This window comes from Prochlorococcus marinus XMU1405 (assembly GCF_017696275.1).
Taxonomy (GTDB): domain Bacteria; phylum Cyanobacteriota; class Cyanobacteriia; order PCC-6307; family Cyanobiaceae; genus Prochlorococcus_A; species Prochlorococcus_A marinus_AB.
This window is the reverse complement of record NZ_JAAORF010000001.1, coordinates 253824-277776: the sequence shown is the minus strand read 5'-3', so window position 1 is coordinate 277776 and position 23953 is coordinate 253824. Positions and strand designations below refer to the sequence as shown.

Annotated in this window: 24 protein-coding genes and 1 tRNA gene; 12 read left to right on the top strand and 13 right to left on the bottom strand. The window is 32.2% G+C overall.

What is annotated here, in order from left to right; all coding sequences use genetic code 11:
* Positions 1-23: 23 nt before the first annotated feature.
* Positions 24-587 carry an NUDIX hydrolase gene (locus HA148_RS01505; protein ID WP_209129595.1) on the top strand — a complete coding sequence of 188 codons (564 nt, stop codon included), beginning with the start codon at positions 24-26 and terminating at the stop codon, positions 585-587.
* Positions 584-2020 (top strand): cryptochrome/photolyase family protein, encoded by a 1437-nt coding sequence (locus tag HA148_RS01500; protein WP_209129593.1) that lies wholly within the window; start codon positions 584-586, stop codon positions 2018-2020. The genes HA148_RS01505 and HA148_RS01500 overlap by 4 nt, the downstream gene beginning before the upstream one ends.
* Here the strand turns inward: HA148_RS01500 and HA148_RS01495 are convergent.
* Together HA148_RS01495 and HA148_RS01490 are read right to left on the bottom strand one after the other, a co-directional pair.
* Positions 2005-3210 carry a DegT/DnrJ/EryC1/StrS family aminotransferase gene (locus HA148_RS01495; protein WP_209129591.1) on the bottom strand — a complete coding sequence of 402 codons (1206 nt, stop codon included), beginning with the start codon at positions 3208-3210 and terminating at the stop codon, positions 2005-2007. The genes HA148_RS01500 and HA148_RS01495 overlap by 16 nt on opposite strands.
* A gap of 53 nt (positions 3211-3263) precedes the next feature.
* A complete protein-coding gene (locus HA148_RS01490; RefSeq protein ID WP_209129589.1) occupies positions 3264-3857 on the bottom strand; it encodes a thioredoxin family protein in 594 nt (197 codons plus the stop codon).
* Between the two features lie 105 nt (positions 3858-3962).
* On the opposite strand from HA148_RS01490, the gene fabI reads away from it, so the two are divergent.
* From fabI to HA148_RS01475, 3 genes are all read left to right on the top strand, one after another.
* The gene (gene fabI, locus HA148_RS01485) at positions 3963-4745 is read left to right on the top strand and encodes an enoyl-ACP reductase FabI (RefSeq protein WP_025893966.1); all 783 of its coding nucleotides are present in this window, start codon (positions 3963-3965) and stop codon (positions 4743-4745) included.
* 21 nt (positions 4746-4766) lie between these two features.
* Entirely contained in the window at positions 4767-5372 is a 606-nt protein-coding gene (hisB, locus tag HA148_RS01480) for an imidazoleglycerol-phosphate dehydratase HisB (RefSeq protein WP_209129587.1), read from the top strand.
* Between the two features lie 72 nt (positions 5373-5444).
* Positions 5445-6929: a carotenoid oxygenase family protein gene (locus HA148_RS01475; protein WP_209129585.1), complete on the top strand. Its 1485-nt coding sequence runs from the start codon at positions 5445-5447 to the stop codon at positions 6927-6929.
* Positions 6930-6931: 2 nt separating this feature from the next.
* Here HA148_RS01475 and rdgB read toward each other — a convergent pair whose 3' ends face one another.
* Entirely contained in the window at positions 6932-7507 is a 576-nt protein-coding gene (gene rdgB, locus HA148_RS01470) for an RdgB/HAM1 family non-canonical purine NTP pyrophosphatase (RefSeq protein ID WP_209129583.1), read from the bottom strand.
* 2 nt (positions 7508-7509) lie between these two features.
* The gene (locus tag HA148_RS01465) at positions 7510-8964 is read right to left on the bottom strand and encodes a phosphoglucomutase/phosphomannomutase family protein (protein ID WP_209129581.1); all 1455 of its coding nucleotides are present in this window, start codon (positions 8962-8964) and stop codon (positions 7510-7512) included.
* A gap of 73 nt (positions 8965-9037) precedes the next feature.
* Between HA148_RS01465 and HA148_RS01460 the strand changes: the two genes are divergently transcribed.
* Entirely contained in the window at positions 9038-10456 is a 1419-nt protein-coding gene (locus tag HA148_RS01460; RefSeq protein ID WP_209129579.1) for a TM0106 family RecB-like putative nuclease, read from the top strand.
* On the opposite strand, the gene HA148_RS01455 is transcribed toward HA148_RS01460, so the two are convergent.
* Positions 10442-11278, bottom strand: a complete 837-nt coding sequence (locus tag HA148_RS01455) for a folate-binding protein YgfZ (RefSeq protein ID WP_209129577.1) — start codon at positions 11276-11278, stop codon at positions 10442-10444. The genes HA148_RS01460 and HA148_RS01455 overlap by 15 nt on opposite strands.
* Before the next feature lie 10 nt (positions 11279-11288).
* A complete protein-coding gene (gene pyrE, locus HA148_RS01450; protein ID WP_209129575.1) occupies positions 11289-11849 on the bottom strand; it encodes an orotate phosphoribosyltransferase in 561 nt (186 codons plus the stop codon).
* A gap of 143 nt (positions 11850-11992) precedes the next feature.
* Here pyrE and HA148_RS01445 point away from each other — a divergent pair.
* The 3 genes from HA148_RS01445 (at position 11993) to HA148_RS01435 (ending at position 14407) form a co-directional block, all read left to right on the top strand.
* Positions 11993-12065 (top strand) — tRNA-Ile (locus HA148_RS01445).
* Between the two features lie 18 nt (positions 12066-12083).
* Positions 12084-13352, top strand: coding sequence for a hemolysin family protein (locus HA148_RS01440; RefSeq protein WP_209129573.1), 1269 nt, complete (start codon positions 12084-12086; stop codon positions 13350-13352).
* Between the two features lie 50 nt (positions 13353-13402).
* Entirely contained in the window at positions 13403-14407 is a 1005-nt protein-coding gene (locus HA148_RS01435) for a Gfo/Idh/MocA family protein (protein ID WP_209129571.1), read from the top strand.
* A 26-nt stretch (positions 14408-14433) separates the two neighbouring features.
* Here the strand turns inward: HA148_RS01435 and HA148_RS01430 are convergent, their stop codons facing one another.
* Both HA148_RS01430 and tgt read right to left on the bottom strand, forming a co-directional pair.
* Entirely contained in the window at positions 14434-14574 is a 141-nt protein-coding gene (locus HA148_RS01430; RefSeq protein ID WP_075488293.1) for a photosystem II reaction center protein K, read from the bottom strand.
* Positions 14575-14608: 34 nt separating this feature from the next.
* Positions 14609-15727, bottom strand: a complete 1119-nt coding sequence (tgt, locus tag HA148_RS01425; RefSeq protein ID WP_209129569.1) for a tRNA guanosine(34) transglycosylase Tgt — start codon at positions 15725-15727, stop codon at positions 14609-14611.
* A 59-nt stretch (positions 15728-15786) separates the two neighbouring features.
* On the opposite strand from tgt, the gene HA148_RS01420 reads away from it, so the two are divergent.
* The gene (locus tag HA148_RS01420; RefSeq protein ID WP_308789035.1) at positions 15787-16566 is read left to right on the top strand and encodes an adenosylcobinamide-GDP ribazoletransferase; all 780 of its coding nucleotides are present in this window, start codon (positions 15787-15789) and stop codon (positions 16564-16566) included.
* Here HA148_RS01420 and HA148_RS01415 read toward each other — a convergent pair.
* The gene (locus HA148_RS01415) at positions 16544-17680 is read right to left on the bottom strand and encodes a sensor histidine kinase (protein WP_209129567.1); all 1137 of its coding nucleotides are present in this window, start codon (positions 17678-17680) and stop codon (positions 16544-16546) included. The two genes, HA148_RS01420 and HA148_RS01415, sit on opposite strands and share 23 nt — an antisense overlap.
* A gap of 250 nt (positions 17681-17930) precedes the next feature.
* On the opposite strand from HA148_RS01415, the gene HA148_RS01410 reads away from it, so the two are divergent.
* The gene (locus HA148_RS01410; RefSeq protein WP_011817760.1) at positions 17931-18299 is read left to right on the top strand and encodes a DUF3155 domain-containing protein; all 369 of its coding nucleotides are present in this window, start codon (positions 17931-17933) and stop codon (positions 18297-18299) included.
* Here the strand turns inward: HA148_RS01410 and HA148_RS01405 are convergent.
* Positions 18296-18913 carry an alpha/beta hydrolase gene (locus HA148_RS01405; protein WP_209129565.1) on the bottom strand — a complete coding sequence of 206 codons (618 nt, stop codon included), beginning with the start codon at positions 18911-18913 and terminating at the stop codon, positions 18296-18298. The two genes, HA148_RS01410 and HA148_RS01405, sit on opposite strands and share 4 nt — an antisense overlap.
* Positions 18914-18946: 33 nt before the next feature.
* Here HA148_RS01405 and purH point away from each other — a divergent pair, with 33 nt between their 5' ends.
* Positions 18947-20500 (top strand): bifunctional phosphoribosylaminoimidazolecarboxamide formyltransferase/IMP cyclohydrolase, encoded by a 1554-nt coding sequence (purH, locus tag HA148_RS01400; RefSeq protein ID WP_209129563.1) that lies wholly within the window; start codon positions 18947-18949, stop codon positions 20498-20500.
* 1 nt (position 20501) lies between these two features.
* Here purH and HA148_RS01395 read toward each other — a convergent pair whose 3' ends face one another.
* The 3 genes from HA148_RS01395 to HA148_RS01385 all read right to left on the bottom strand — a co-directional run bounded on the left by HA148_RS01395 (position 20502) and on the right by HA148_RS01385 (position 23911).
* On the bottom strand, positions 20502-21062 hold the full coding sequence (locus HA148_RS01395; RefSeq protein ID WP_025893950.1) for a DoxX family protein: 561 nt from the start codon (positions 21060-21062) through the stop codon (positions 20502-20504).
* A gap of 103 nt (positions 21063-21165) precedes the next feature.
* Positions 21166-22362 (bottom strand): 4-hydroxy-3-methylbut-2-enyl diphosphate reductase, encoded by a 1197-nt coding sequence (locus HA148_RS01390; protein ID WP_209129561.1) that lies wholly within the window; start codon positions 22360-22362, stop codon positions 21166-21168.
* Positions 22363-22450: 88 nt separating this feature from the next.
* A complete protein-coding gene (locus HA148_RS01385; protein ID WP_011862304.1) occupies positions 22451-23911 on the bottom strand; it encodes an ammonium transporter in 1461 nt (486 codons plus the stop codon).
* Between the last annotated feature and the right edge of the window lie 42 nt (positions 23912-23953).

The following is a 23953-nucleotide window of genomic DNA, read 5'->3' as shown; positions in this document are numbered from 1 at the left end:
TAGGCTGTTTTTATTTAAAATTCATGGGCAAAATAAACTTTTTAAAAAGATCCATTTTTAAAGAAAAAATATCTGAGTTAAAGTCAAAAAAATTTAGTTTCGAAATAAATAGAATTGAGCTTCCAAATGGACACGAAGGTGAATATGGATACATTAAGCATCCTGGGGCAGCATTAGCCGTACCTATTACAAAAGACAATAAAGTTATCATTCTTAGGCAATATAGATTTGCTGTTTCAAGGTATTTATTAGAGTTTCCAGCAGGCACATTAGAAATAGGTGAAACACCTATTAATTCAATTAAAAGAGAAATACAAGAAGAAACTGGATTTAGTGCAAACAAATGGGATGAATTAGGAACTCTTGTCCCCGCTCCTGGTTATGCAGATGAAGAAATTTATTTATTTTTAGCGCGTGATTTGAGCAAACTAAATTCCGAGGTTAAAGGAGATTTAGATGAAGATATAGAAGTATTAATTTTAGATCCGAACGAACTAGATAATCTTATTTCTAGTGGGGATGAGATTCTTGACGCAAAAACTGTTACAGCTTGGTTTAGAGCTAAACAATTTTTAGATGAATTATGAATAAACCTAGAATACTTTTTTGGCATAGAAAGGATTTAAGAATATTTGACAATCAAGCTTTAATCAAAGCATTTTCATTATCAAATGCTATTACTTCAACTTACATATTTGATAAAAATTACCCACACGATTTCAATGCAAGTTCAAGAGCTTGGTTTCTAGGAAATTCGCTTCAAGAATTAGGAAATAATTGGAAAAAAATGGGTAGTAGATTAATCATGGAAGAAGGAGATCCGGTATTAATAATTCCTCAATTAGCAAAGAAAATAGATGCTAAATTTGTTTTTTGGAATAGATCAATTGAACCTTATGAGATTAATCGCGATTTAAAAATAAAAAAAAATTTAGAAGAACAAAATATCCAAGTTATTGAAACTTGGGATCACTTATTATTGGAACCTTTAAAAATATTTTCCGGAAATAATAAACCTTATTCAGTTTATGGACCTTTTTATAAAAACCTTAAATCAAAAATGAATTTATTAGGTCCATATGACCAAGATAAAGTTGCTTTCCAGTTTAAAGATATAGATAATAAACTCAAAGAAAATAAGACAATAAATTCATCTGATTCGGTTCTAGAGAAATTTATCAAAAATATCAAATTTCCTGGTTCGAATATTTGTCCATGTAGACCTGGAGAGAATGCTGCAGAAACATTATTAGAAAACTTCATTAACGAAAAAAAAATATATTCTTATAATTCGGCACGAGATTTTCCTTCCCATAATGGGACATCTTTTCTAAGTGCATCTCTCAGATTTGGCACCATTAGCATTAGAAAAATTTGGAACGCAACATTAAATTTAAATTCAGATTTTGCAAATCAAGGAAATTATCTATCAATTGAAACTTGGCAAAAAGAACTTGTTTGGCGTGAATTTTATCAACATTGCTTATTCCATTTCCCAGAGCTAGAGAAAGGTCCATATAGAAAAAAATGGGATCACTTTCCATGGCAAAACAATAATGAATGGTTTCAGCATTGGAGCAACGGAGAAACCGGAGTACCTATAGTAGATGCTGCAATGCGTCAACTAAATAGTACTGGCTGGATGCATAACAGATGTAGGATGATAGTCGCTTCATTTCTGGTAAAAGATCTTATATGCAATTGGCAAATGGGCGAGAAAAAATTTATGGAGACTTTGGTTGATGGAGACTTATCTGCAAATAATGGGGGATGGCAGTGGAGCGCCAGTAGCGGTATGGATCCAAAACCACTAAGAATTTTTAATCCATACACCCAAGCAAAAAAATTTGATCCTATTTGCAAATATATAAAATATTGGATTCCTGAATTATCTAAAGTGTCAAATTCAGAATTATTAAATGGGGGGATATCTAATTTAGAAAAAAATAATTATTCAAGTCCTATTGTCAATCACAACATACAGCAAAGATTGTTTAAATCACTTTATGCTGAAATTTGAATTTCCTCTATACAATTCTTTAAAACTTTATTTAAATTTTCTGCTACATAAACTTGCTCTTCATAAGAAATTTCAGGAAACATTGGAAGACTAAGAACTTCTGTACAAATTCTCTCTGTATTAATGAGTTTTGTTCTAGAAAAATTTTTATTTTTGTAAGCTATTTGTGCGTGTATTGGAATTGGATAATAAATAATTGAATTAATACCTTTTTCAAAAAGTTGTTGTTTTACCAAATTCCTTAATGAATAGTATTTTTTGCAATCAGTATCAAATAAATTTGAAAAATCTTCATTTAAAAAATATTTATCGTTTCTTAATTTGATTACAAATTGATTCCAGGAATGGGAAATTGAATCAGAGCTAATTTTTGGAAAACTAATAAATGGATTTTTTTCTAATAAATCAAGGTAATTATTAGCAATTTTTTGGCGATTATTAATCCAATTAGAAACATACTTAATTTTAATATTTAATATGGCAGCTTGAATGGTATCAAGTCTGCTGTTATATCCAATTTGGGTATGATGATATCTTATTGGGCTGCCATGAACAGCCAATTCTCTAATTTTTTTTGCAATCTTCTGATCTGAAGTTGTTACTGCTCCACCATCTCCAGCAGCTCCTAAATTTTTAGTAGGGAAAAAGCTAAAACAGCCTATATCTCCGATACTACCAACTTTGGAAGTTTCCCACATTGTGCATGTTGCCTGAGCACAATCTTCGATTACTTTTAAGTCATATTTCTTGGCCAAAGATTTTATTAAGGTCATATTCACTGCATTACCAAATAGATGAACTGGCATAATTGCCTTGGTATTAGGATTTATTTCTTGTTCTATTAGCTCAGTATTAATGAGATAAGTTTCTGGATCTATATCTACCAAAACAGGATTAGCACCAACTGCACTAATAGCCTCTGCAGTTGCAAAAAAGCTAAAAGATGAGGTAATAACTTCATCACCCACACCAATATCTAATGCGCGCAAAGCTAATACTAAAGCATCAGTTCCACTATTACATCCAATAGTATTTTCAACACCAATCAGATTTGAAAAACTCTCCTCAAATTTGGCAATTTCTTGTCCTCCAATATACTGACCCCCTTTTAAAACTTTAGAAACCTCACTCTCAATTTCAGAGCCAATTTCTTGGAACTGTCTATCTAAAGTAAATGGAGGTATCTGCATAGTAAATATATTAACCCTAAACCATATTTCTATGGGTAAAAAAAAATTTTAATTCATTTAAACCAACTTGGTTCTTTACCAGGAGTCCATTTTATATTGCAACCTAAAGAAGGCATCTGATTTGAAGGATAAGAATTATCTAGATTCAAATCTTTTACAGCAGAGCGCAAATCTTTTCCAGATAGAGGGATATTATTACCTGGTCTACTATCGTCTAATTGGCCATGATAATACAATAAAAAATCACCATCTTCTTCATTTGAAAAAAGATAAAAATCTGGGGTGCAAGCTGCTTTTAATTTCTTAGCAAAATTTTGATTTTCATCATATAGATAAGGAAAACTCCATCCCTTTTTTTGTGCTTGTAATCTCAAATTTTTAGGAGAATCTGAAGGATGAGTGAGAATATCATTACTAGAAACTGCAACTGTTTGAACTGTATTTTCAATTTCTTTACTTAATGTAGAAATTTGATTCTCAATATATTTGACAAATGGGCAATGGGCACAAATAAACATTAAAAGTAAATGCCGATTATCTAGATTATGAGAATTAAAATATTCATTTTTTGAAGAATTAGCATTTAACATTTCGAAATTCGGTAATTGAAAACCTAATTCCAAAACCATAGAATTTGTTCTTACCATGTTTAAGTTAAAAATTCTTTGATATTTGAAAATTATTGTATATTTTGGAGTAATCCGTAAAGATAGGTACTTTTATATAGGAGAATAATAGAAATAATAAACAAAATGCTTCTAAATCTAACTGGCAAAAAAATTCTTGTTACAGGGATTGCCAACAATCGTTCAATAGCATGGGGTATCGCTCAACAACTTTCAAAAGCTGGCGCAGAACTTGGAATCACATATTTGCCTGATGATAAAGGGAGATTCGAGTCTAAAGTTAGAGAACTAACTGAACCTTTAAACCCATCGTTATTTTTGCCTCTTGATGTTCAAAATCCAGCTCAAATTGAAGAAATCTTTAAAAATATAAAAGACAATTGGGGGCAAATTGACGGATTAGTTCACTGTCTTGCATTTGCAGGACGCGATGAATTGATTGGAGATTATAGTGCTACCACTTCAGAGGGTTTTGATAGAGCTCTTAATATAAGTGCGTATTCGTTAGCACCTTTATGTAAAGCAGCAAAACCACTGTTTAGTGATGGTGCTGGAGTTGTCTCCTTAACTTATTTAGGTTCAGAAAGGGCGATTCCTAACTATAACGTGATGGGAGTTGCTAAAGCAGCTTTAGAAGCTTCAGTAAGATATCTTTCTGCAGAACTTGGTCCAGAAAAACAAGTCAGAGTTAACGCAATAAGTGCTGGGCCTATAAGAACACTTGCGAGTTCTGCTATAGGTGGCATTTTAGATATGATTCACAATGTTGAAGAAAAGGCTCCTTTACGCAGAACAGTCACTCAAACAGAAGTAGGTAATACAGCTGCTTTTTTATTAAGTGATCTCTCTAGCGGCATTTCAGGCCAAACAATTTATGTTGATGCGGGTTACTGCATTAATGGAATGTAAACTAAGTTTTTTGCACAAAAAATGTCATCTCTAAGGCAATCTGAAATAAAAAGAAAAACGAATGAAACAGATATTTCTGTATTTATAAACTTAGATGGAAATGGAATTTCTGAGATTGATACCGGGATACCATTCCTAGATCATATGCTTCATCAAATATCCAGTCATGGTTTGTTCGATTTAAAAATAAAAGCAATTGGAGATACCCATATTGATGATCATCATACAAATGAAGATGTAGGAATCGCATTAGGTAAAGCATTTTCAAAAGCTTTGGGAGAAAGAAAAGGAATAAGCAGATTTGGACATTTCTTTGCCCCATTAGATGAAGCATTAGTTCAAGTCACCTTAGACTGCTCTGGTAGACCGCATCTATCTTATGATCTTCAATTAAAAGCTCCTAGAATAGGAAATTATGATACTGAACTAGTAAGAGAGTTTTTTATTGCCTTTGTAAATAACAGCGGTATTACTCTGCATATTAATCAAATACGAGGAAGTAATTCACATCACATAGTTGAGGCGTGCTTTAAAGCTTTTTCAAGAGCAATGAGAATGGCTACCGAGATAGATCCAAGAAGATCTAATTCAATTCCAAGCAGTAAAGGAATGTTAGAAAAACAATAAAATAGGAATTTTTTCAAATCAGCCACAATTCAGTTGATTTTTGGCGAAGATAGATGGAGTGATTATTTTGTTGTGACTAATTTACAAGATAAAAAAATTGATAAATTTAATATTTTTAAAAAAGAAGATTGGTCAAGTGCTTATCAAAATGTAGAAAAGGAGATAACTAATGAGCCTCTAAAAATTAGCAAAGGTAATAATATTCAAAATTTAAATGGAACATTATTAAGAAATGGACCAGGAATATTAGAGAGAGGTGGACAATGGGTTCATCATCCATTTGATGGTGATGGGATGATAACATCCATAAAATTCAAAAATGGTCAGCCATTATTAACAAATAGATTTGTTAAAACTAAAGGCTATTTGGAAGAAGAAAAAATAGATAAATTTATTTATAGAGGTGTTTTTGGAACACAAAAAAATGGAGGAATTTTAAATAATGTATTAGATCTAAAATTCAAGAATATCGCTAATACACATGTCATTAAATTAGGAGATGAAATTCTTGCATTATGGGAAGCAGCAGGTCCACATGCAATGGATCCTGATAGTCTTGAAACTATTGGTTTAACAACATTAAAAGGAGTACTAAAGCCTAACGAAGCATTCAGTGCTCATCCCAAAACAGACCTAAACTCAAATACATCTTCAGAACTTTTAGTCACTTTTGGAGTACAAACCGGGCCAAAAAGTACCATTAGATTAATGGAATTTGATAATGCTGGTACAAATTCTGGAGAGCTCATTTTTGACAGAAAAGATACCTTTAATGGCTTTGCATTCCTTCATGATTTCGCAATTACAACTAATTGGGCAATATTTTTACAGAATGCTATTGATTTCAATCCTCTTCCATTTGTAATGGGTCAAAGAGGAGCAGCACAATGTCTAAAGTCAAACCCAAATAAAAAGGCAAAGTTTTTTATCATCCCCAGAGAAAGTGGATTGTTTAGAGGACAGTCTCCTTTAACAATAGATGCTCCAGAAGGATTCGTTTTTCATCATGTAAACGCATTTGAAAAAGATTCCAAAATCGTATTAGATAGTATTTTTTATGATGATTTCCCATCAGTTGGTCCAGACGAGAATTTTAGGGATATTGACTTTGATAAATATCCAGAAGGAAAACTGAAAAGATCAATCATCGATCTAAAGACAAAAACTTGTGAACTTGAAACTTTCAGTGAACAATGTTGTGAATTTGCTGTTGTTAATCCTAAAAACTTAGGATTAAAAGCAACTTTTAGTTGGATGGCAAGCACATCTCAAAAGCTGGGGAACGCTCCGCTTCAAGCAATAAAAAAAATAAATTTAACTTCTAAGGAAGAGATTTTTTGGTCAGCAGGTTCAAGTGGATTTGTTAGTGAACCAATTATGGTTCCATCAGAAAACTCTTCAAAAGAAGATGAGGGATTTTTATTTATAATTCTATGGAACGGAGAAAGAAGAGGAAGCGATTTAGTGATATTAGACGCAAAAGACTTAAAAGAATTAGCTGTTTATGAATTACCCATTTCAATTCCTCATGGCCTTCATGGATCTTGGGTTAATTGATTTTAAGAAAAAATTTCAATTAAATCTGGAATAATTTTTTTTAATGCTTTACCTCTATGACTACAAGAGTCTTTAATATCATTATTCATTTCTGCGAAAGTTAATCTGGTAGAACTCTCCTCAAAAATTGGGTCATACCCAAAACCACTTTTTCCTCTGGGGTTTAAAATAATATTGCCATGACATTTGGCCTCAGATTCAATAATCACTTCACCATTTGGGGAACAAACACAAATATAAGCAATAAAGAAAGCACTTCTATTTTGAACTCCATCAAGTTCTCTTAAAACTCGTTCAATCCTTTTTTGATCATTTTCTGCATATCTAGATGAGTAAATGCCAGGCTTACCACCTAGTGCTTCAATACAAATTCCTGAATCATCTGCTATTGAAAAATTATTCGTTTTTCTAGAAACTTCTCTCGCTTTTTTAATTGCATTATCTCTAAATGTCAGTCCATCCTCTTCAACTTCTAATGATTCTGGCTGGAGTAACAACTTACAATTAACTCCGGCAAGCAATTTCTTATATTCTTCAATTTTACCTTTATTCTTACTCGCTAAAAATAAATTTTTCATCCTTATTTTCCTGCCAAATTTATAAATACTTGTCCCCAATCTAATAACTCATCTAAATAAGATTCTTTTGGTGCTTCACAATACAACCTTAAAAGAGGTTCTGTTCCTGAAAACCTAAAAAGAAGCCAAAAATTTTTATCAATTCTCAACTTTATTCCATCGATCTTTGAGATACTTTTTAACTTGTGATTATTAATATTCTCAGGAATATTATCTATGATAAAATCTTTTACGTTATTTTTCTCTGACTGGTTTGGAAATTTAATATCAATTCTTTTATAAAAACTTGGCCCAAAATCTTCTTGAATCTCATCTAAGGTTTCATATAAATATTGAGATTTTTCAGCAATTCCATTTAATAAAACCATCGCTGCATATAGAGCATCTCTTTCAGGAATAAAGTCACCAAAACCAACTCCCCCAGATTCTTCTCCTCCAATAAATATTTTTTCTTTAATCATTTTTTCAGCAATATACTTAAAGCCAACTGGAAGTTCAAAAACATCTCTATTTTGACTCTCTGATATATTTTTAATAATATCTGAACCACTAACAGTCTTTAAAACTGGATAAGAATTATTTTTAATTTCGCCCAAATAGCTAATAAAGTATGGGAGTAGATCTTGAGTACTAGAGTATCTTCCTTTTTCATCAATTGCCGCAATTCTATCACCATCACCATCAAATATAATTCCTAAAGTTTTCACTTCATTTGTTGAATTTTTAATTAGTGTTTGTTTTAGATCATCTGCATAATTCAAAAGAGGTTCAGGAGGTTTTCCTCCAAAAAAAGGATCAGCATCTTTCCTGATTTCTGAAATAACTTCTAAATCATTAGAAGCAAAAATCTCAGCCATACAATTTGCAGCTGAACCATGCATAGAATCTACAAAAATTCTCAATTTCATTTTTTTTAATCTCTTGGAAATATAGTCAATATCAAAAAGAGATTTAATTCTATCTAAATGAAATTTCTTTATATCTACCAATTGATAAGTACCATCTATTTTTTCAATTGAATTTCCAAGCATTAATCTTTTTTCAACTTCACTTGTAAAAGATTCGTCAACAGAACATCCATTAAAGCTCTTTATTTTCAGACCTAGCCAATTATATGGATTATGACTTGCTGTAATTATTAACGCTCCAAGACAACCGACTTCTTTGGCATAGAAACTACAAGAGGGTGTTGTAACAAAGCTATCAGATAAGATCGGTTCGAAACCACATCCTCTTACAAAAGGCACTATTTGCTTGGCGAATTCACAAGCCATAAATCTACGATCATATCCAATAATAATTTTCTTTGAATTAACTTCTTTATAGTATTGATAATGCAACTCTTGGCATGCAGCAACAACAACTCTTGAAAGATTGGACAGGTTAAAGTCAAAACCAATAATTCCTCTCCAACCATCAGTTCCAAATTTTATCTTATCTAATTTATCAGCTGTCAAATTTCCTTGATTTCTTTTAATTATCTATACTAATTTATATGAGTAAATTTTAAAACCGACCTTAAAAAATAATTTGAATTCTCTTCATTTAAAAAGTTATACAAGATGCAAAAGAAAAGCGTGGCTCGATTTTAAGGGTAAAAAATCTTATGAAGTTTGGTCTCCCCATAAAGCTATAGATAAAATTAATCAGTTTCAAATTTTCTCTGAATTTTGTAATGGTGAAATATATACAGGATTAAAAGCCTGTGAAAATGGTTATCAAGGGGTAATTGGATTAAAAATCAAAGGAAATCTTTTCCAAAATATAAACGCAGAGATACTTCCACAATTACTTTTTAAGACTAAAGGTAAAAGTAAATGGGGACAATATAAATATTTACCTGCTGTTTATAAGTTAGGCCACAAAACAACTAAAGAACATTTATTCGACTTAGCTTTTTGTTCTATTCTTTTGGAATCTTTTCAAGAATCTAAAATTGAGAAAGGATTAGTAATTTCAACTTTTTATAAAAAAATTAAAGTTGAAGAAATTTATTTAAATAAAAAATTAAGAAAAAAAGTTTTAAATGTTTTATTAAATTTGAATGAATGCTTGGAGGGATCTATACCAGAAATAACTCAAGATAGAAAAAAATGTACTATTTGTTCTTGGCAAAAATTTTGTAACAAAGAAGCAAAAGAAAATGGATATCTAACAGATATAGATGGAATAGGGTCCAAAACTGCATCATTACTCATAACAAATGGAATAACTAATACCCAAACATTAGCTTCGTATAGCGAAAAACAACTTGGAGAGAAATTATCTAAATTCAAAGATCAGAAGTATGAAAAAGCATCCATATTTGTAAAGCAAGCACAAGCATATATCTCTGGAGAACCATATTTCATTTCTAATAAAAATAATACGGAAGATCTATTAGAAAAAATATGTTCGGGATTCTATATATTTGATATTGAGTCAAATCCAGATGAAAAGCATGATTTTTTATATGGATTTTTAAAAGTAAATAATTTGTCTAATAAAAAAGAAGATCTTATCTATATACCAATTTTAAATCTTAAAAACAATAAAGGAGAATCTTACAGGCAAATTATTGAAATACTTTTTTCAAAGAAGGAATGGCCAGTTTTACATTACGGAGAAACAGAAAAGATAGCAATAATTAATATTGCTAAAAACCTAAATTTTAGTTTTGAAGAAATTGATTCACTTGCCTCAAGATTTATAGACTTACATACCTTAGTAAGAAAGTCTTGGATATTACCACTAAAAAACTATGGCTTAAAAACTGTTTCTAATTGGCTTGGATTTGAATGGATGCAGAAAAATGTAAGTGGATCGAAAGCCCTTTATTGGTGGATTCAATATCAAATTACGGAAAACGAAATATTTTTTAAAAAAATTATCCAATATAACAAAGACGATTGTTTGGCTACTCTAAAAATTGCAGAATTTTTAATTAAAAATCAATTAAAGAAAAATTGATCCTACAGATTTATTAATAATAATTTTTCCAAAAATTTCTGAAAAAAAATAACTTCCTTCCTCTAAATATTTTCTTTTTATCATTGCTAAACCTTTTATTTGAGAATCTGATTTAAAAAAACTTGTTATTTTACCTACAGAAATATCCTTGGCAGAATTTAAATATAAATTTTTATCTTCAACGTCTAAATTCAAATTAGATTCAAATGATTTCCAAATTCTTATTTCTTGTTTTAAAGAAGAAACATTTTTTATTTTTGACATTGTTTCTTGTCCTAAATAACAACCTTTATTAAAATCTATAAGATCTTGTAATCCAAGCTCAAGAGGATTATTTTTTCCGTTTATTTCCATTTCTAATGAGGGTATTGCCTGATTAATCTTCCAAAGTTTTAAATCATCAGGATTTAGTAAATTTAGTTTATTTTTATATATTTCAAATTCTTTATCTTCTATTTTGAAGAAAATAGGCTGGTAATTTCTCCATGAACTAGATTCATCAATTTCCTGAATTCTATTTATCAAGAAAGCTTCACTTATAAATACATCGTCCGCTGGAAAAATTATTTTATTAAAGTAATCAATTATTTCATTAGTGTTACCCGCCAAGATAATTACTTCTAAGTTTTTTTCTAAAAAAACAATTTCAATTAATGACCTTAGAACTCCATTTGGAGTTAACCAACAAGTTTTGATAACTTTATTTTCTAAATTAAGAATATTACCAGTTGTTATTCCATTCAAAAATTTTCTGGCATCTTTTCCAGTAATAGAAAAACAATCAAGTTTTTCAAGCCAAAACTTTTTTTTTATATAATGCATTTTGAAATAATTATAAAAAGTCTTTTATGGTAAAAAGACTCTTTAATTTAACATTTTCATCGCTAAGGGCTTCTAATCCCCCTTCTTGCCTATCAACTATAGACAAAACTTCCTCAACAAGATAATTATTTTCGCGTAACTTTTTTATAGCTTTTATCACTGAACCAGCAGTTGTAACGACATCCTCTAAAACAGTTACCAAAGTTCCTTCTTCTAATGTGGGGCCCTCTATTCCAGCTTTTGTACCGTATTTTTTAATTTCTTTACGAATTATTAAACCATTTAGGTTTAAACCTTGCGCAGCTGCTTTTACAATTAATCCACTTACTATAGGGTCTGCACCTAATGTCAATCCTGCTACAGCTTTTGACCTTGAGTCCTTTAACTCTAAAAATAAATCACTTATTAAGTTTAAGCCTTCGCCATTTAATGAGACTGGTTTACAGTTCAAGTAATGACTGCTTTTTTTTCCTGAAGATAAAGTGAAGTTTCCTTTCTTGTAAGATTTTTCAATTAACTGTTTTAACAATTTTGCTTTATTTAAATCATACTTATCCGAAAATTTGCCCATTAGTAAAAGTTAAATTAATATTTAAAGATTAGAAGAAAAAAAAGAAATCTCACAAAAACTTCCAAATGAGGTGTTTTTTGAAATATTATTTTTATATTGTATATTGAAATTCAATGTAAATTAAAATTACATAAATTCCCTTTGGGGGTGTAGCAATCTGGTGAATGCACCAAACTCATAATTTGGCTAAGGCGAGTTCGATCCTCGCCACCCCCATTATTCATTTGTTATTGAATGAAAATAACTCTACTTTTATTTCTTTTATTTTTCCCAGCTTTTTTCGCAGCGAGTGAACTCTCTTTTTTATTAATAAGGCCAAGTAAAGTTTTAAGGTTGATAGAGGAAAAAAAGAAAGGAGCATTTTCAATTTTAAAAATTCAAAAACGCTTTAGATCTTCATTAATTGCCTCTCAATTTGGAGTGACAATTTCATTAATTGCAATTGGATGGCTTAGCAATAACCTGGCTAATGATTATTGGAAAAGCAATATCTTGTCAAATAGATTTTATGATCTTCTATTGTTTTTATTGGTTGTTTTAATTGTTACTCTCGTTTCTGGACTAATTCCTAAAGCACTAGTAATTAACAATCCAGAATCTGCTGCATTGAGGCTTACAACAATATTTGATGCCGTTAGAAAAGCTATGAATCCTATAGTGAAGATAATAGAATTCTTTGCTAGCGCATGTTTAGGCTTATTCAATTTAAATGACAAATGGGATTCTCTAAACTCGGGTTTATCGGCAGGAGAATTAGAAACTCTTATAGAAACAGACAATGTAACAGGTTTAAAACCAGATGAGAAAAATATTCTAGAGGGAGTTTTTGCTTTAAAAGATACACAAGTTAAAGAAGTAATGATTCCAAGATCTGAAATGGTAACTTTGCCAAAAAATATAACCTTTTCAGAACTTATGAAACAAGTTGATAAAACTCGCCATGCTCGATTCTTTGTGATTGGTGAGTCTTTAGATGATGTATTAGGTGTATTAGATTTACGTTATCTAGCCAAGCCAATTTCAAAAGGTGAAATGGAATCAAATACATTATTAGAGCCGTTCCTTTTACCAGTGACGAAAATTATAGAAACATGTTCTTTAGCAGAAATATTTCCAATAGTGAGAGACTACAATCCTTTCTTACTAGTAGTTGATGAACATGGTGGGACAGAGGGGCTCATAACTGCAGCTGATCTAAATGGCGAAATAGTTGGAGAGGAAATGCTCAACAATAGAATTTATTCCGATATGAGAATGTTAGATAATTTCTCTAAAAAATGGTCAATAGCTGGAAAATCAGAAATTATTGATATAAATAAGAAGTTAGGATGTTCCATTCCAGAAGGCGAAGATTATCATACTCTTGCTGGATTTCTGCTAGAAAAATTTCAATTGGTTCCAAAAATTGGGGACGTTTTAGATTCTAATAACATCAAATTTGAAGTTATTTCGATGTCAGGTCCAAAAATTGATCGTGTTAAAATAATTCTTCCCAAAAGCTAAATGTGGCTCGCCATGGAGGATAATGATAATAAATACATGGATTTAAAATTATGCAACCAACCTCATCACCCGTAAAGGTTGGAGTAATAGGCATAGGGAATATGGGTTGGCATCATGCTCGAGTGCTAAGTTTACTCAAAGATGCAAATCTCATTGGAGTAGCAGATCCAAATGAAGAAAGAGGTAAATTAGCGATTGAACAATTTCAATGTGAATGGTTCAAAAATTATAAGGACTTAATTCCAAAAGTTGATGCGATTTGTATTGCTGTCCCGACACTACTTCATCATAAGGTTGGACTAGATTGTCTAAATGGAGGTACGAACGTTCTCATTGAAAAACCTATTGCAGCTAATGAGTTGGAGGCAAAATCCTTAATAGAGGCCGCTAATGAAAGTAATTGTCTATTACAAGTTGGACATATTGAAAGATTTAATCCTGCTTTTAGAGAATTAAATAAAATTGTTAATAATGAAGAAATTGTTGTTTTAGAAGCAAGGAGGCATAGTCCTCATGCAGACAGAGCAAATGATGTATCGGTAGTAATGGATTTAATGATTCATGATATTGATCTTATTTTAGAGCTTGTAAACTCAAAAATACAAAAATTAGCAGCTGTTGGAGGAAGAAATAGCGAAGGATTAATAGATTATGTTAATGCTACTTTAGTTTTTAAAAATAATGTTATTGCAAGCTTAACTGCCAGCAAAATGAGTCATAAAAAAATTAGAAATTTAAGTGCTCACTGCCAAAATGGACTAGTAGAAACTGATTTCTTAAATCACTCTTTACAAATCCATCGAAAGTCTCATGAATCATACACAGCAGAACATGGGGAATTAGTTTATAGAAATGATGGTTATGTCGAAGAAGTTAGTACAACCTCCATTGAACCTCTTTATGCAGAACTTGAGCATTTTCTTAAATGCGTTCAAGGTAAAGAAACTCCTGAGGTAGATGGTGAGCAAGCCTCAAGAGCTCTAAAAATTGCTGATTTTATAGAGAGTGCTGTAGATAATTCGGGAGATGCGATTTTACTTGAAAATCCCTTCTAATACTAACAATCTAAACTAAAAGTATTTTATTTAAATCCAACTGCAGCTTGCCAAACAAATACCAATAAAAAGAAAAATAAAGGAATAAGAGGAAGAACATCAACAGTTGGAGCAAAGGCCTTGTACGCCTCGGGCAATTCAGCGAATGTATTAAATAGAGTGAGCACCTTTTTTAATAATTTAATTAATTATGATAAGACGTTACCATGTATGGTGTGCAATAGAGGATGTTTTCCAAGGAGCGAAATCATTTGTAAAACAATTATCTCTAATCGCAGTAGAAATTGCATTAGTAAATCTTATTAAGTGAGCAATATTATGCAAACTTATGAGGGTTAATCCTAATATTTCGTCATTTCTTATTAGATGATGCAAATATGCTCGAGAATAGGATTTACAAGTCTCACATTCACAAGTTTTATCAATCGGAGAAAAGTCATTTTTAAATCGGGCATTTCGCAAATTCAATCTTTCATCATTAAAAAATGCGGTCCCATGTCTTCCTAGTCTTGTAGGCAAAACACAGTCAAATATATCGAATCCATTAGCAACAGCTAAAGAAATTTCTCTTAAAGAGCCAATTCCCATTAAATATCTTGGTTTATTTGTTGGTAAAAATTTCGCAACGTAATTAATTACACTATGTATTTCTTCGACTTCCTCGCCAACACTTACACCTCCCACTGCTATTCCAGGCAGATCAAAAGAACTTGTATATTTTGCACTATATTCTCTCAATCTGGGAAACTTACCACCTTGAACTATGCCAAATAATGCTTGATTAGATTTCTGATGAGTCTCAACACATTTTTGCAACCATGAATGAGTTCTTTGTAAAGAGTCCTCAATATCATTTTCACTAGCTGTGTGAGGAGGACAATGATCAAAAGCCATCGCAACATCTGATCCAAGATCCATTTGAATCTGTATTACTTTTTCAGGAGATAAAAATACATGACTACCATCTCTTGGATTTTTAAATTCCACACCTTTATCAGAAATATTATTTAATTTAGCCAAACTAAAAACTTGATATCCACCTGAATCAGTAAGAATAGGCTTAGGCCAATTCATAAAGTTATGTATTCCGCCAGAATCTTTAACTAATTTTTCTCCAGGTTGTAGATGAAGATGAAAGGTATTTGAGAGAATCATTTCTGATCCTGTAGAGATTAACTGCTTAGATGAAATTCCTTTAACCGTTGCCAAAGTACCCACAGGCATAAATTTTGGTGTATTTACCTGACCATTTGGTGTATGAAAAATACCAGTTCTTGCTCCTGTATTACTGCAATTCGATGTAATTTCAAATTCAAACACGATAATTTATAAAATTTTTAATCCTTTTTCATTTAATCTACTCTATTATTTAATATTGAATCTATTTTTATCTCATCATAAAATATTTAATAAAAAATTTTGCAGGATCTTGGATTTTCTATACGACATTTCCAAAGTTACCTTTAATTAAACCCGAATTTAAAAATATTGCACAATTTGCGCCGCCTTTAGGATTTTTTATTGGAACAATACAGAGCTATATTTTTCTTTTTTTAATAACAAACTCTTGGTCCATTTATGCATCTACATTAATTTGTTTGGCTTCAGGCTATCTAATTACTGGTGGTCTGCACATTGATGGTTTAATGGATACTTTCGATGGTATTTTTGCGGGTAAAAAGAAACGTTTAAAAGCCATGAAAGACAGTAAAGTTGGATCCTTCGGTGTTCAAGCTTTAGTTTTTATAACTTTAATTCAAATTGCTTGCATATTGAAAATTCAAAACCTAATAATTTTTGTTTTACCTATATGCTTATTTTGGGGAAGATTTTCAAATTTATTTTTTATAGAAAAGTTTAAATATATGAGTTATAAGAAAAAATCTATTAGTCACAAAAAGTTTTGGAATGGACTGAAAAAAGAATCTTTGATCTCCATTATTTTTCTTTTAATTTTCATTGCATACCAATTAGTTTCAATTACATCCCAAGCAATAATAATAAAATTTTTATTTCTTATTTTGATTGGTATTTTTCTAAGCTACTCTATCCCAAACATACTGGGTAAACAAATTGGAGGCTTTAATGGAGATGTCTGCGGTGCAAGTGTTGTACTTGTTGAAACTACAATGTTGTTTATGCATGCAATTCTTTTATAGGTAGTTCTAAATAGAAAATATTTTTCTTCTTAAGATTTTTGAATTTCTCAGTATTATCAATCGAGTTATTTTCCAACAATCTCAAATCTCCTCCAATTTGTTGTGCTAATTTCCTAGCTAAAAAAAGTCCCACACCGGTTCCGTCCTGCTTCTTAGCAGCAGATCCTCTAAAACCTTTTTGAAAAATTTTTTCATTCTCATTTTTGGTTATTTTTTTACCATCATCGAATATGCAAATACCTTTACTCGTAATAGCAAGGCCAATCTCAGCATCTTTTTGGGCATATTTAAATGCATTTTCTAATAAATTGGCAACAATTTCAGCGATGACAGCATATTTTGCCTTTAATGGCGATAAAGCCCAATGTGGCCACAGAGAAGGTTCTGTCCAATCTCTATTTTCTAATTTCGCGTTAGCTTTACCCCTTTCTAAAATTGGCCTCAATAAACTCTGAATAGTTATTTCCATTTTATTATCTAAATTTGGTGGTAATAATAATCTTTCTTCTCCAATGTCTAAGGGAAGTTGAATAGTTGTATTTAATTGCGCAAAAGAGTCCATATAATTATTAATTTGTTTTTGCTCTATTATCATGCGTTCAACTATTTCAATAGAGTCATCATCTGAACCAAGTCTTTTGATTAGTAATTTTGCATATGTTCTTAGAGCAGCTAATGGATTCCTCAATTGATGAATTATGACATTGACCTGATTTTTTAAATAATCAATTTCTTTATTTTTATTTTGACGTTCTAATTCGATAGAAACGCATTTAGCTAAAGATATTGAAAGCGCTTTTATTCTGGAATCAAGAGATACTGGCCAATTTCCTCCCCTCAAATCAGTTTCTACCCTAAGGACACCAAGGAGAATATCATTTTCTTGAAGAGGGTACCATCTTCTATTAGGAGAAGAAACTTTTAGTGAAGGATCGTCTTCTATTGATTTTAGGAGTCTATCAGTCTGCGGCCATTGCCCAATCAATTCAAAAGATGCTTTAGTTCCTTGCTTAGCTGAAGCAAGATACATTACTAAATGAGTCACACCCATGGAGCAACCGAAACTCTCTAACTGTTTTATGATTAATTCTTCAAATTTTTTTGAGAGGTCCATGATAAATGAAATTTAGAGAAATTTTTGGAAAAATTTGAAAAAGGGCTTGTAAAATATGAAAAAAGTATTAAGATATATAAAGAGGTCTGACTTAAGCCAGCCTTAAATATGAACATTTAATCATATTTTAAGCTACATCAGGGGTTGATGGGTCCTCTATGTAATTCGAAGTGAATTCAAAATCACAGATAGTAAGATTAGTAAAAATAAACAAGACTAATCTCATTAATAATTTCAGGAGTACCAATCAATGTCAAAAAAGAGAAAGAGAATCAGCAGAAGAAGATTGGCTGGCCAAAGAGTAATGGCACATGTACCTATTTATCATATCGAAACTGGCAAACATAAACCAGTTACAGCAGCAAGAAGATTCATAGCTGAAAATGGTCTCTCTGCACCTTCAGTCTTCAATGTCAGAAGAAATGAACATACCACCGATAGGTTTTTTTGGGGTGAAAAAGGGTTATTTAGCGCGCAATATGCTGAAGAAAATCATTTTCTATTTCCATCACTAAAAGTTGTAGTTGAAGGAATTGGTGAAGAAAAAATATTTGAAGGCCTAGAACTTACTGCAGATGATTGGGAAGAGATTGAAGAATACGAATATGCTTTTGTTTAAAAAATATTACTTATATTTGAACTTATAAAATTAATTAAATTTGAATCAATTTGATGAAATCCATCGAATTCTAATAATTCACAAAATTTAGAAGATTTAATCTTTACCTTTTCATAAATAGTCCTAGAAGCATCTATAGGCACGACGTCATCAAATAAACCATGACTAATAATAAATGGCGAGCATTTTTTTCCTGGGGCCCAGTTGGGGTGAGGATAACCACTACAAGCAACAATTAATCCAAAATTTAATTTGAATCCTGCATCAATTGCCATTGCCGCCCCCTGAGAGAACCCCAACAAAATTGTTTTTTTTAGTGGAATTTGATTAGTATCAAATTTTTTTAATGTAACTAGAAGTTTATTTACTTCAACCTCAGCTCCATTCCAATCATGTGGGTATAATCCATACCACTGTCTTCCCTGACCGCTTGGGTGTAATCCAGGAGCCCTCAAAGAAATTAACTCAAAATCAAGATTTATTTTTTCAGTCATCTCCTTTCCAAATGTCAAAAGGTCATCTGAATCAGCTCCCCAACCATGCATCAAAATAATTCTATGAGTTGCAGTTTGAGAGCTAATCGAGACAAATTCATGATTGATAGCATATTTCATGTTTATATTCTTAAGTAAGCAAACTTTCCCATAATGTCTCCATTAGCTTTAGTAAGTGTCTCTGATAAAAAAAATATTATTCCATTTTGTAAGAAATTGGTAGAGCAACTTAATTATAAAATTCTATCAAGTGGAGGAACTGCCAAACATCTTATAGAGGCTAAAATTCCAGTTATTAAAGTTGCTGATTTTACTAATTCTCCAGAAATTCTTGGAGGGAGAGTTAAAACTTTACATCCAAAAATACACGGAGGAATATTAGCTAAAAGAACTGATGAGGAACATAAAAAAGATATAGAAGCTAACAATCTTGAGTTAATTGACTTAGTAGTAGTAAATTTATATCCTTTTAAAAAAACTGTAGATCAGGGAGCTAAATGGGAAGCTGCTATTGAAAATATTGATATCGGAGGGCCATCTATGATTCGTTCTGCAGCTAAAAATCATAAAGATGTCTCCGTTTTAGTAGATCCTAGTCAGTATCAAAATTTTCTTGAAGAAAGTAAAAAAGGTGAATTGAAAGACTCATATAAAGCAAAATTAGCTCTTGAAGCTTTTCAACATACAGCAGACTATGACGCTGCAATATCTAATTGGATAAGAAAAAAAAGAGATTTACAAGCTTCCAAATATATTGAATCTTATCCACTAATCAAAACCTTAAGATATGGGGAGAATCCACATCAAAAAGCTTTCTGGTATGGTTTAAGTAACATTGGATGGAACTCAGCAGAACAATTACAAGGAAAAGACTTAAGTTATAACAATCTATTAGATCTAGAGTCGGCACTTTCAACAGTTTTAGAATTTGGCTACTCAGAAAAAGATGCACTGACAACCGACATGTATGCCTCTGTTATTTTAAAACACAATAATCCTTGTGGTGCCTCTATAAGTAATTCAGCTTCTAAAGCATTTTTGAATGCTTTGGAATGCGACTCTGTTAGTGCATTTGGAGGAATAGTTGCTTTTAATTCAAATGTTGATAGTGAGACCGCAATTCAGCTCAAAGATATTTTCTTAGAGTGTGTCGTCGCTCCATCTTTTGATGAGGAAGCTTTAGAAATTTTAAAAGTTAAAAAGAATTTAAGAATTTTAAAGTTTTCAAAAGATCAACTTCCAAAAAAGAATCAAAATTCTACTAAATCAATAATGGGAGGATTACTAGTTCAAGATACTGACGATAATGAAGAAAAAACTGAAAATTGGATTTCAGTAACTAATAAAAATCCGAGTAATCAAACTAACTTAGATCTAAATTTTGCATGGAAAATTTGTAAACACGTCAAATCTAATGCCATTGTTATTGCAAAAGACCAAAAAACTATAGGGATTGGAGCTGGACAAATGAATAGAGTAGGAGCAGCAAAAATTGCACTAAAAGCAGCTGGAAGGTTATGTTCTGATGCTGTCTTGGCCAGCGATGGGTTTTTCCCATTTGCAGATACTGTAGAACTAGCAAATGAATATGGAATAAAAGCCATTATTCAACCTGGAGGAAGTCTAAGAGACAAAGAAAGTATTGATATGTGTAATTCGAAAGGAATCTCTATGGTATTTACCCAAAAAAGGCATTTTTTACATTAAATTATGTTGACTTTGGATAATATGTAATCTTGTTTGTTTTTCTGAATAAAGATAGCCTTCCTGGACCTGCACAAAGAAAGTAGAGTGAAATAGCCCCATATATGAAAGACAATTCGAAAGCATAATTATGACCTTCAACCACTGCCAAAGGAAAACCTTCCAGTCCAGTATCAAGGAGATGAAAATATACTGCGAATGCCATGGTGGAGAATAGACCAAGAGAAGAAAGTCTCGCAAAAATCCCTAAAGCCAATCCAACTGGGCATACCAGTTGAGTAATTGCTGCTCCAAAAGTCCAAATAACAGGATCACCAGGCAAAAATGGGAAATACTTACCAACTACAAACTCGGCAAAACCCTGCGGATCCTGAAGTTTTTCTAGGCCATGATGAATCATCAAAGCACAAAAACCTATTCTTAAAACAAAAATAGATAGTTCACCAAGGATATTTACTTCTGACCCTGAAGATGAGTTGGCAACTACAACTTCAACTTTTTGGGGCGCTTTAGTTCTATTCATACTTGCAGTTTGAACCTGATTAGTTTGAGCTTTGTCTTCCATACTTCATTAATTTTTCATTATTCTAGTTAATAAAGTAGATCTTTTGGAATTATCTGACTAATAAATTAAAAAAACTAAGCAAATTTATAAATGAATAACAAATTCAGGAAGCAATATCAATTAACTTTTCAATAACATCTGCAACAACCTTATCAGGAGTGGATGCACCTGAGGTAATTCCAACATTAATTTTTCCGCTAGGTAGAAAATTATTTTTAAGTTCTAAATCTGATCCTAGTGGTTTATGAAATATTGAGTTTTCTTTAACTGATATCCTCTCTGGAGTATCAATGTGAAAAGAAGAAATATTTTTATTAATTGCTATTTCTTGTAGGTGAGTAGTATTGGAAGAATTAAAGCCTCCAATAACTACTAAAATATCAAGGTCTTCATCAACCAGAGAGAACATTGCATCTTGCCTTTCTTCAGTTGCATCACAAATAGTATTAAAAGCTAAAAAGTGACTATTTAAGTTTTCTGGTCCAAATTTCTTTAACATCGTCCTTTCAAAAACCTTTCCAATTTCCTCAGTCTCGCTCTTAAGCATAGTTGTCTGATTTGCAACTCCCACTCTATCTAAATCTTTATCAGGATCAAATCCATTAGAACAAGCTTTAGCAAATTTGTTCATAAACTCATTTCTATTACCTTTCCCCAGAATATATTCAGAAACGTAGTTCGCTTCTTCTAGATCAAGTACAACTAAATATTTACCTGCGAATGAACTTGTAGCGAGAGTCTCTTCATGTTTAAATTTTCCGTGAATAATAGATGTGAAAATATGTTTTTTATGTTTTTCAACTGTATGCCAAACCTTAGAAACCCATGGACAAGTTGTATCAATGATATGACAACCTTTCTCATGCAAGAGTTTCATTTCTTGAACAGTAGCTCCGAAAGCAGGGAGTATAACAACATCCCCATTAGAAACTAAAGAAAAATCTTTTATTCCATTTTTAGCTGAGATGAATTTTACATTCATTTTTCTTAAATGATCATTAACCGAGGGATTATGAATTATTTCGTTTGTTATCCAAATATTCTCATTTGGGTAATGTCTTCTAGTTTCATAAGCCATTGCAACAGCTCTTTCAACTCCCCAACAGAAACCGAAGGCTTGGGCCAACTTTATATTTAGTCTGCCTTTAGTATAAGTAAAATCATTATCCCTAATAGAACTTATCAAATCACTTTGGTAAGCTTCTTCTAATGCTTGAGCTCTTTTTGTTGGAGAATCGAAACCCCTTCTATTGTATCTATCAGAATGATGAAGAGATCTTCTAAAAGCTTGAGTATCCATCTTTCTATATTACAACGTTTTAAATAATTTTTCGTAAAAAAAAGAAACCTGACATAAGTCAGGTTTCTTAAATCAATTTTCAGTTAGATTATTTGGCAGATGCAAAGTCTGGATATGCTTCCATACCATGCTCTCCTATATCTAAGCCTTGAGTCTCTTCCTCTTCAGATACTCGGATTCCTCCGAATAATCCTCCAATTACAGACCAAGCAATCCAGCAAGTAACTAGTGTCCAAATAGCGTAAGCTGCGGCACCAAGAGCTTGAACTAGAAGAAGGGTAATACCTCCACCATTGAACAATCCCATACCTGCTCCATCACCCTGTACAGCTGTACCCCAGAGACCGATAACTACAGTACCCCATACACCACAAACTCCGTGAACAGAGAATGCACCTACAGGATCATCAATCTCAGCGGCATCTAGTGCTGCAACAGAAAATACAACTATAATTCCTCCTACTAGTCCTGCGAACCAGGCTCCAGCAAGAGTCATATCACCACAACCAGCAGTGATACTAACCAAACCCGCAAGGATTCCGTTAATTATCATTGTAAGATCAGGCTTACCAGAAGTTAATGTTGAAACAATAGTTGCACCAATAGCTCCAGCAGCTGCTGCCAAAGTAGTTGTTACAGCAACATATGGAACCCATTGATCCATAGCAAGTTGAGAACCGGGGTTAAATCCATACCAACCTATCCATAGGACTAATGCACCTAGAGTAGCTATAGCCATGTTATGTCCTGGCATAGCTTGTGGTTTCCCATCAGAGTATTTGCCAATTCTTGGTCCAAGAAGCATAGCTCCTACAAGACCCGCCCATGCTCCAACTGAGTGAACAATTGAAGAACCAGCGAAGTCAACAAAACCTAAAGAATCAAGCCAACCACCATTCCATTTCCAGCTACCAGCAATTGGATATATAAATGCAGTTAATACAACAGCAAAAACAACAAATTCTCCAAATTTAACTCTTTCAGCAACAAGACCGGAAACGATAGTTGCTGCAGTTCCTGCGAATGCAGACTGGAACAAGAAATCAACAGTTGGGACTAATCCAGCGTCAGTAACCATATCAGCGGTAACTGTTGGATCAAAGAATAAGCCTCCAAAATAAAGCCATCCGTCAGCAACACTTCCTCCGTACATTAATGAATAGCCGATAAACCAATAAGAAGTTACAGCTAGAGCAAATACAAAGAGGTTTTTAGCAAGGATGTTTACTGCGTTCTTAGAACGACACATACCTGCCTCAACCATAGCGAAACCGGCGTTCATGAAGATCACCAAAATAGTGGCGATCAAAAGCCATAAATTGTTAGCAAGAAAAGCTGCATTCAACTCAGGTAAATCAGCTGCATGAGCTGAAAGATTAAAAATACCTAAACCAAACAAAGCTAGGGGAACAGTTGCAAGCCACAACATAGAGCGGTTTGAACTAAATCCTCGAATACTCCTCAAAAGGAGCATAGGTCCATTCACAAGACTTGCATCTTGTAATTTGGACCTAGAGCGCCTTTGAGGCGTTTGCAAAGCAGTGGTCATAAAAAAAAATTAGATCTGCAAAAAAACAGTTTGTGCTGTTTC